This is a genomic window from Chlorogloea sp. CCALA 695, from assembly GCF_003003885.1.
In the GTDB taxonomy this organism is placed as follows: domain Bacteria; phylum Cyanobacteriota; class Cyanobacteriia; order Cyanobacteriales; family Chroococcidiopsidaceae; genus Aliterella.
Window position 1 is genome coordinate 1 of record NZ_PVWN01000095.1, and the last position, 10376, is coordinate 10376.

A 10376-nucleotide genomic window follows, 5' to 3' on the forward strand; every position below is an offset into this window, starting at 1 on the left:
TGGCAGGTCACGTCAGTCCTGTAACTACCGCACGGTATGACAGGCGGGGAGAAGCGGCTAAACGTAAGGCGGCGAATTTGTTGCATACGCCTTACGTGCGATTGCCTCCGGCCCTGCGCTCCGCGCAATCATGATTGTAAGAGTTTATCCCACTAACATAAAAAGATGAGCTAGAATCAGCATAAAGCTGAAACAAAACAAAGAAGAAGACAAAATGGCAGGTAGGTTTGAGGGATTAAGCGATCTGGAGTGGAAGTTGTTTGAAGAATTACTACCCCAACCCTCAGAGAAAAGAGGGCGTGGGATGCCACACTCACCATTTCGCAAAGTATTGAATACCCAGCACTTGCGGGCTGATTACTGGTTGCCGATGGTGCGATATCCCGCAAGGCGAACAATGGGCATCAAAAAGTTCTGCTCATCGCTGGCGCTCCGCGATGGTGCGAAGATGGAACACTGGAAAAACTAAAAGGGCGGATACTAGCAGTGGCAGAGGAAAAGGGAATGATCGATTGGAAGTATGGAGCCGTTGATGGCTCTTTTTCCCCCGCTTAATGGTGGCGGTGAAGGGGTTAGCTATGGTTACAAAGGAAAAGGTATACTCATTCACAGTATTACCGATGCTAATGGGATGCCTCTTGTAGCAATTACTACTCCTGCCAATGGTGATGAACGACAGCAAGTCCTGCCAATGTTGGCTCAAATCCGACTAACACTCGCGTAAACGAGGTAATCCTAAGCGTCGCCCTAAAACTCTTGCTGCAGACATTGGCTACGACGCTGGATGGTTGCGTAACAAACTTCGTACTAAGGGTATTCGACCGCAGATCAAAAAACGGCATTTCAGAGGCAAAAAGCCCAAGGGCAGACCAATCGAGGAAATTGTACCTCGTTACCAACAAGAACGTTTTTTCTCTTGGTTGCAATGCAAGTATAGACGGCTCGTTGTTCGATGGGAACGCCTGAAGGTGTGCTTTGATGCTTTCCTCCTCCTCGCCTGTTGCTACATCTGGTTTCCGAAGTTAGTGGGATCGATTCTAAAGGCATCGTATGCAAGTATTCCATATTAGAGCTGAAGGTTTGTAAGTTAATCTAAAAGTACAATTAGTAAGGTTGCCCTGTTATGAGTATTGTTATCTTAGACGAAATCCTGCAAGCTTCTGGGCTTACTGAGTGCGAGTTTCGCCAGGATATTGCATTACACCTGTTTGAGAAAGGTCATTTGACAATAGGCTTCGCCAGCAAATTAGCAGATATGCACCTAAATACTTTTCGTCAACTTCTCAAACAGCGAAATATTCCACTTTACTCCTACGACATTAAAGATTTTGAACTGGATCTAAAGAACTTACGGCAGCTAGGACGATTGTGATTATTATTAGCGATACATCAGCAATCACCAACTTAGCAGCAATCCACCACTTGCAACTTCTACATCAACTTTACAATCAAGTCACGATTCCAGAAGCGGTGTATCGAGAACTTGCAGATATTGCTCCTCCCGTTCCTGGAACCCTTGAAGTTCAAGCGGCTACTTGGCTAGAAGTCAGGGAAGTGATTAATTATCAAGTTGTCAAACGTTTGATTGATGAGGCGAGGTTAGATCCTGGAGAGTCTGAGGCAATTGCTCTTGCTTTAGAGCTTGATGCAGATTTGCTATTAATTGATGAGCGTCGTGGTAGGGCAGAGGCTGACCGTTTGGGAGTAAAGATTACTGGATTGCTGGGCATCTTAGTTGAAGCGAAGCAGAAGAATCTGATCTTTGCTGTAAAACCCTTGATGGATGCTCTGATTGCCACGTCAGAGTTTAGAGTATCTCTAACTTTGTACAAGCAGATTTTGGATATAGTGGACGAAACCTGACCACACCGATTTTGTCATGAATTTGGTACAAGCATCACCTGTAAAGGCGTAGACCCAATGTATGGTAAGGAGTTAATGGAGATAAAAAGCGATAGAGTTTGTGGGCGCACTTGCCCAAGGAGCGCTAAAAGAAGCGGCGGCTAAAGCTTATTTGCAGGCGATAGGAAAGGATGAAAATTAGCACCGATGTTAGGTTTTTTTGTAAAAATCTCGGAAAGGGATCAGTAAAATAGTTTTTATTAATATATGCTAACGCAAGAATAAAGTCCTATTTTAGATAAAAATTCTCAATCACCCGAATATAAGGTTTATACGAATAACTCCTATAAAAATACTATAGTCATAGTAAACAAATTAACTTTGTATGAATCGAGAACAATTTAATAATATTTATCGAAATGAGTTAACCCCGAAACAGAAGAAAGTATTGACCTTATTTTTAGCGGGTCAGTCTGATGAACAGATAGCTAAAGAAATTGGAGCAACTCATCGTTCTACTACTAGCCATCAGCTTAGAAATATCTCTAGGAAATTTGGCTTTCCTCCAGAAACTGAGCCAGATTATCGTTGTAATTTAATTGAATTATTTGCCAACTATAATCGTGAATTAGTTAGTTTTAAAGCTTTAGAAAAATGCGGTCATAATTTTCCTAGCATCCGATTTCCGGAAGGTACTGAACCTCTAAGTTCCCCCTTTTATATAGAACGTAGTTCTGTAGAAGCTAATTGTTTTCAGGCTATTCAACAACCTGGCGCTTTGATTCGTATTAAAGCTGCTAAACAAATGGGAAAAACTTCATTAGTAAAAAGAATAATAGCTGAAGCTAAAGGGCGTAAATATCATACTGTTTATTTAAACTTTAGTTTAATAGAAAACAAAAAATTTAGCGAACAAAGTAGTTTTCTTTACAGTTTTTCTACTTATTTAGCTAATCAACTACCTTCCTCTCCGTTGGGGGAAGAATTTCCTCAAGATATGATCGGTTGCACTGCTTATTTTAAAAAGGTTTTAAAACAGTCTCAGGCAATTTTTCTTTTAGCTTTAGATGAGGTAGATAGATTATTTGAATTTCCAGAAATTTATCAAAACTTCTTCCCCATGTTGCGTAACTGGAATGAAAATGCGAGTGAGTCAGAAATTTGGGAGAACCTACGCTTAGTCATAGTGCATTCTACAGAAAACTATGGGAAGTTAGATATTAATAAATCTCCTTTTAATGTGGGATTACCTATAAAACTAGATGAATTTAACGAAGAACAAGTTAAAAACTTAGCTATCCGTCATGGTTTAGATAGTCAAGATATTGTGTCTTTGATGTCTTTGGTTGGGGGTCATCCTTACTTAATCCGATTAGCTTTTTATTATTTAGCTTCCCAGGATAAAAAAATTGAACAATTATTGAAAGAAGCAACCACAGACGCAGGAATTTATAATCAACACTTGCGAAGACATTTAGAAACTTTCGTTAATAATCAGGAACTGACATCGGTATTTAAACAAATAGTTAATAGTAACTATCCAGTGAAGTTAGAACGCAAAACTCAGCAAATTTATCAATTAGAAAGTATGGGACTAATTAAAATTTTAGGTGATTTAGTAGCTCCACGCTGTCTTTTATATCAAAAGTATTATCAAGAGCGTTTGATTTAGTCAAGTCGATAAACTATTTGATAATTTTATTTACGTAAGAGAATACGTAAAAAGGTATAAACTGTAACTTGTACTTGATTGAAGATTCTATTTTAATAAGGGGAGAAAATATGAAAATATCTTGAAATGAACTTTTGTAGTCGAGAATTCAACTAGATAAAACTAATTACAAAGCTTTTAGAACACTCTCTAACAATTAAAATTAACAAACTTGAATGACTTTTGATAATTATTATAAGGTAGGTGGAAGCTTAAAACATAATCATCTTACTTATGTTTTTCGTAAAGCTGACCAAGAAATTTTTGAGACTTTAAAAGCTAGAGAATACTGTTTTGTTTTTAACTCGCGACAGATGGGTAAATCTAGTTTGCGAGTACAAACTATGAGAAAGCTGAAAGAGTCAGGGGTAAAATGTACTTCTATCGATTTAACTTTGCTAGGTAGTAACGTAAGTCAAACCCAATGGTATAGAGGAATTATTTATCATTTGTTGTCTACCTTTGAACTGGATGATCAGATAAATTTTGAGGTATGGTACGAGCAACAGCGATCGCAAACTGACGTGCAACGATTGGATTGTTTAATTGAATCGATACTGCTAAAAAAGTTTTGTCAAGATATTGTTATATTTATTGATGAAATTGATAGCTTACTTCAAGTTAGTTTTAAGGATGACTTTTTTACCTTTATTCGTGCTTGTTATAATAAACGGGCAGACAATGTAGAATACAATCGCCTAACTTTTTGTTTGCTGGGAGTAGCCGCACCCGCAGACTTGATGGAAGATAAGCAGCGCACGCCTTTTAATATTAGTCGCTCAATTGAGTTAACGGGTTTGACCTTTGACGAAGCTAAAGATGCGTTGATTCCAGGATTAAAAGTAGAAAATCCTGAAGATGTTTTACAGCAAGTGTTGACATGGACAGGGGGACAACCCTTTTTGACTCAAAAATTGTGCAGTCTAATTGTCCAGAAAGCTCAAAGCAGTCAGCCAAATGTTAGCCAGTTGGTTCGCCAAGATGTGATTCAAGATTGGGAATCTCTTGATGAACCAGAGCATTTACGAACTATACGAGATCGCTTATTAAGTAACGAGTATAGAGCAATTAGACTACTAGGATTGTATCAACAAGTTCTAAATGCTCTTGATACCGTAAGCGAGGAAAATGGCAGTACGGCTAGAGAAGTTGCTATAGATGTCAGTGATGAACAAACCTTGAGATTATCAGGGTTAGTTGTTAAAAAAGGTGGATACTTAAAGCCGTACAACCCAATCTATCAAGCAGTTTTTAATCAGGATTGGGTCAATCAACAATTAAATAAACTGCGCCCTTATAGCGAAGCAATCAATGGCTGGTTAAACCATCAGCGCGCAGACTCCTGGTTGTTGCAAGGTAAAGCCTTTGATGATGCTCAAATATGGGCAGTAGGTAAAAGCTTAAGCGATTTAGATTATCAGTTCTTTGATGCTAGTCGAAAAATTATCTTAGAGCAAGAAAGAACGGAAAGATCCGCTCAAGTAAAAGCAAATCAAATATTGGCGGAGGCTAATCAAAAAGCTAGACAGATAATTAGAGCGGGAAGTGCGATCGCATTTATCGTAGTAGTTATAAGTATTATCTATGCACGGCAGCAGTTGAAAACCGCCGAAGAAGCAAGAGAAGGTACACGACTAACCCAAGTGGGAGATAATGCTCTGCGGCAGTTTGAGTCAAGACAGCTTGAGGCTTTACTATTAAGTATGCAGGCTGGTCAAGATTTGCAAAAGCTAGTAAAAAATGAGCGCTCTCTAGCAAAGTATCAGACAATTGTTCCTTTGTCTGCTCTATTGAATATTTTGGCAAATATTCGCCAAAAAAATCAGTTAGAAAGTCAGCAAGAAAAACTTCATGATGTCAGTTTTAGCCCGGATGGAAAGATGATTGCGTCTGGTAGTGAAGATGGGACTATAAAACGCTGGAAACGGGATGGGACTTCTCTTGCGCCCTTGAGTGGACATGAGGGAGCGGTAACAAGTATTAGTTTTAGTCCTGACGGGAAGATGATTGCGTCCGGTAGTGAGGACGGGACTGTAAAACTCTGGAAACCCGATGGAACGGCGATTACTTTTAAACATAAAAACGCAGTGACAAGCGTGAGTTTTAGTCCTGATGGAAATACAATTGCGTCTGGTAGTAAGGACAGAACGGTTAAACTTTGGCAGCTAGAACGAAAAGTAGATTCACCTTCATTTGAACATAGTAGTTCAGTAACGGGTATTAGTTTTAGCCCGGATGGAAATATAATTGCTGCGGGGACTGAGAATGAAACGATAGAACTTTGGCAACGGGATGGAACTTCAATTCTTACTCGCCAAGCTCATCAAGGTTTGGTAACAAGTGTTAGGTTTAGTCCCAATGGTAAAATCTTGGCTTCTGCTAGTGAAGATGAAACGATAAAACTTTGGCAACGGAAAGGGACGGTATATGCAACAACCCTCAATCTTCAAAGTCCAGTAACAAGCATTAGTTTCAGTCCTGATGGTGAAACGATTGCTATTGGTAGCCTTGAGCAAACTGTGAAACTATGGAACCCTAAACAAGACCCAAAGCTATTAACTAACTTAACAGAGCAGATGGGTCAAGTAAATAGCGTTAGTTTTAGTCCTGATGGCAAAACTATTGCCACTGCTAACGATACAGGAACAGTCAAACTGTGGAACCTGAACCAAGATATAAATCCTTTAACTTCTTTAACTGGACATACAGGTAAAACTTTTAATGGTGTCAATTTTAGTAAAGATAGTCAAATCATTGCTACAGCGACAGATGACGGTAATGTAAAGCTTTGGAGACGGGATGGAACTTCAATCCATAAGTTTTTTGGACAGACAAATTTTGCTGCAAGTTTTAGTTTTAGTCCCGATGGTGAAATGATTGCCTTGGGGACTAATGAAGGAACTGTAAAACTCTGGAAACGAGATGGGAAAACTTTAATTGCTACGCTTGTGATGAAACAAAACAGGGGGTGGGCGACAAGCATGAGTTTTAGCCCTGATGGTGAAAAAATTGCCGTTGGTAGCGAACAAGGAACTATTGAACTTTGGCAACAAAATGGGACTAAAACGAATAGCTTTTTTGCCCATAAAAAGCAGGTGAATAGCATTAGTTTCAGCCCTGATGGTCAAACTCTGGCTTCTGGCAGTGACGACCGAACGGTGAAACTATGGAAATTAGATGGAACTCCTGTGACTTCCTTGTTAACGAAACATAGTAAAACAGTTACCAGCGTTAGTTTCAGCCCTGATGGTCAAATTTTAGCTTCTGGTAGTAACGACAAAACCGTAAAACTGTGGAAACTAGATGGAACTTCTATTGCTACTGCTACCTTGACTGGACATAGCTCCGCAGTTACTAGCGTTAGTTTTAGCCCCGACGGAGAAATTTTAGCTTCGGCGAGTACAGATGGTAGTGTAATGCTGTGGAGTTTGAATTTAGATGATTTGCTAGGGCGGGGGTGTACATGGCTTAAAGACTATTTTGTCACCTATCCTAAAACACTTAATAAATTAACTGTATGCAATCTCAAGCAACCTTTGTTTCAAAACTATTTTGACAAGACAGGAAAATGGTGAAGTTTTCCTCACATCTCGAATCATTGCCATGAAGTCAAATAAGATACTTCTTAATTACTAAAGGAAAATAAGAGTTATGAAAATTAAATCAATCATTGCTTTAGTTGCTGGCTGCGCCTTCCCTACCTTGGGGTTAACAGCGATGGGAAATTTTGCCCAAGCTAGTGTTGATGTACGCTTTATTTGTGCCACAGGCTTTGATAAAAAAGCTAATCAACGCTATCCCACCACCTACGCTTGGAGTGGAGGGCAGAAAAGGGCAATTATTCGGTGGAAATATAAGTGGTTTAATAATGCCGATTATAGTTCAGGGCGGCGGTGTCAGGACATATCAGCAAGGTTTCAAACTGCCTATAACAACGGTAGTTTAAAGTTTATTACTAATAGCAGAATTAAGGGTCAGCCAGTAATTTGTTCAGCTAGTAGCAATGGTGGGGCTTGCAATACAACGTTATTAACGTTGCGACCAGATGACGACCCGCTACTAATACTCACCAATCTCAAAGATATTCTTAAAGGGCGTGCTACTTCACCATTAGAGCATAGTTCTGTACCCAAGCAAGTTTACTATCAAATTGACATCGATAAATTTATCCAAACCGCCCCCATTGAGGAAGAATAAAGCTTCTTCCCCAAGGAGTGCAACAACTTAATTTTCAACTAATGGGTAATTGGTGACATATTACCCATTATTCATTACCTATTACCCAACAAATGAATCGCCTACACTTAAGTATTATTGCTATCAGTAGTAGTTTATTAATTCTACCCACTACTGCCTTTACTACACCTATTGCCCCCAATCCCCAATCTATCCAACTTGCTAGAAGCTTATCTTCCACCCAAATCCGTCAATTAGCCCAAGCTGTTACTGTCAAAGTCTTAGCGAGTAGAGAACTTGGTTCTGGTATCCTCATTGCCAAACAAGGGACAAACTATACAATTTTAACTAACGCCCACGTTCTTAACGCCAAAGGCAATTATCGCATTCAAACTCCCGATGGTAAAATCCATGCTGCGGTAGTTAAAAATCAAGGTAATTCACTTCAAGGCAATGACTTAGCCGTTTTACAATTTTCCTCAAAACAAACCTATCGTATCGTTGCTTTAGCCACCACTACCACTAAAGCCGAAAATCAAAGCGTATATGCCGCAGGGTTTCCCCTAGATAGTCAACAACTACTATTTACTACAGGTAAAATCTCAATTATTGCCCCTAAACCATTATTAGGAGGCTATCAACTTGGTTACACCAATGAAATTAAACAAGGGATGAGTGGAGGACCACTGCTAAATCAAGCAGGAGAACTAATTGGAGTCAATGGCTTAAGTAACGAAGCAATATTAAATGATACTTACACCTACCTTGATGGTTCCAGTCCCAGTGACGAATTACGCCAGCGCTTGCGAAAAGTAAGTTTTGCTGTACCGATTCAAACCTTAGCTATAGTAGCACCACAATTAGCCATAATTCCCCCTCAAGAGGGTAGCAATAATCCTCAAAGCGTTTCTCTTCCTAAGCAATCAACTTTGACTGGAATAGCCGGAGAGGTAGACCTAATTGCTCAACAAATTACTTTGAGAATTGACTCAAAAAACAATGGTAATGGTTCCGGGGTAGTAATTGCTCGTCAAGGACAGACTTACTATGTTCTCACAGCTGCTCATGTAGTGAAAAATCAAGACCAATATACCGTCCTCACTCCGGACAGAGAAATACATATAGTTAAAACCAAAGATATATTTTTGGAAGAAGGATTAGATGTAGCAATCCTCAAGTTCAGTAGTGAAAAAGAATATCCTGTAGCCACTCTAGCTAGATATAACCTGTCAGATTCTAAGAGCCATTGGATATTTTTATCAGGATTATCAGGGTCACAGAAGGGACTCCGCAAGTTCAGCCCTGGTGTGCGTTTTGATAAAACCAGAGGATTTTTTGAAACAAAAGATACTGCAACCAAGTTAAGTAATGGCTATGAGTTAGTGTTTACTAATCTGTCTCTACCAGGGATGAGTGGGGGGCCACTGCTAGATGTCAAAGGGCGAGTGATTGGTATTGGTGGTCGTTCAGAAGCGGATAGAGTGGTAAATCAAGCAGAAAAGCTAGTTGAGTTACAGCTAGGATATGCTTTAGGAGTTCCAATTAGTACAGGTTTAAGTTTGGCAACTAAGGCAGGCATCCAACCCCAGTGGATGAAGCTCGAAACATCTTCGCCACCAACTTTAACAGGCGCAGAGGTTAGTTCAATTCGCAGTCAGCCCTCTTTTAGCCCCACAAAACCAGCACCGAATGCGGATGAGGATGAGTGGCTAAATTATGGCAATTTGCTGTGGCGATTAGAAAGACCTGACGAAGCGGTAGCAGCGCTAGAGCAAGCTATAGCAAAAAAGCCTGATTATTACCAAGCTTATTACGCTCTAGGGCTAGTACAGCAGTCTCAGGGAAATAATCTTAAAGCAGTGGCAACTTTTGAGCACGTTATTCAACTCAATCCTGATTATTACCAAGCTTGGCGCGAACAAAGTACTACGCTTGTTCGGTTAAGAAAATACCCCCAAGCCCTAGCCGCAATTAACCAGGCGATCAAGATTAATGCGGAGCAAGCAGATAAGGATAATCCACAAGACTTTACCCTTTATATACTTAAAGGGAATGTACTATACGCATTAAAACGTTATGTAGAGGCTGAAGTTGCCCTTAATGAAGCGATTAATATTAAGCCGAGTGAACTAACTTACAACAACCGAGGTCTTCTCCGCTATGAACAGAAAAACTACCCAGGTGCGGAAGCAGATTTTAATCGAGCAATTACGATTAACCCTGAACTTGATATAGCCTATAATAACCGGGGTGTTCTCCGTAGTGAACAGAAAAACTACCCAGGTGCGGAAGCAGATTACAATCGAGCAATTACGATTAACCCTGAATATGCTGATGCCTATGTCAACCGGGGTGCTCTCCGCAATGAACAGAAAAACTACCCAGGTGCGGAAGCCGATTACAATCGAGCAATTACGATTAACCCTGAATATGCTGTTGCCTACCATAACCGGGGTACTCTCCGCAAAGAACAGAAAAACTACCCAGGTGCGGAAGCCGATTACAATCGAGCAATTACGATTAATCCTGAATATGCTGATGCCTATGTCAACCGGGGTGCTCTCCGCAATGAACAGAAAAACTACCCAGGTGCGGAAGCCGATTACAATCGAGCAATTACGATTAACCCTGAATATGCTGATGCCTA

Annotated in this window: 8 protein-coding genes; all 8 read left to right on the plus strand. The window is 40.0% G+C overall.

The window, feature by feature from the left end:
* Window positions 1–214: 214 nt before the first annotated feature.
* Window positions 215–469, plus strand: coding sequence for a hypothetical protein (locus C7B70_RS23955; RefSeq protein ID WP_199192514.1), 255 nt, complete (start codon window positions 215–217; stop codon window positions 467–469).
* 63 nt (window positions 470–532) lie between these two features.
* Window positions 533–724 carry a hypothetical protein gene (locus tag C7B70_RS23960; RefSeq protein WP_106371431.1) on the plus strand — a complete coding sequence of 64 codons (192 nt, stop codon included), beginning with the start codon at window positions 533–535 and terminating at the stop codon, window positions 722–724.
* A 399-nt stretch (window positions 725–1123) separates the two neighbouring features.
* Entirely contained in the window at window positions 1124–1372 is a 249-nt protein-coding gene (locus C7B70_RS23965) for a UPF0175 family protein (RefSeq protein WP_106371432.1), read from the plus strand.
* On the plus strand, window positions 1369–1863 hold the full coding sequence (locus C7B70_RS23970; RefSeq protein WP_106371433.1) for a DUF3368 domain-containing protein: 495 nt from the start codon (window positions 1369–1371) through the stop codon (window positions 1861–1863). Before C7B70_RS23965 ends, C7B70_RS23970 begins: the two co-directional genes overlap by 4 nt.
* A gap of 364 nt (window positions 1864–2227) precedes the next feature.
* Window positions 2228–3514 (plus strand): AAA-like domain-containing protein, encoded by a 1287-nt coding sequence (locus C7B70_RS23980; protein WP_106371434.1) that lies wholly within the window; start codon window positions 2228–2230, stop codon window positions 3512–3514.
* A gap of 215 nt (window positions 3515–3729) precedes the next feature.
* A complete protein-coding gene (locus C7B70_RS23985; protein ID WP_106371435.1) occupies window positions 3730–7128 on the plus strand; it encodes an AAA-like domain-containing protein in 3399 nt (1132 codons plus the stop codon).
* 76 nt (window positions 7129–7204) lie between these two features.
* Complete coding sequence (locus C7B70_RS23990; protein WP_106371436.1) at window positions 7205–7750, plus strand: COP23 domain-containing protein; 546 nt, start codon at window positions 7205–7207, stop codon at window positions 7748–7750.
* Window positions 7751–7842: 92 nt separating this feature from the next.
* On the plus strand, window positions 7843–10376 hold a 2534-nt coding region (locus C7B70_RS23995; RefSeq protein WP_106371437.1), incomplete at its 3' end, for a tetratricopeptide repeat-containing serine protease family protein.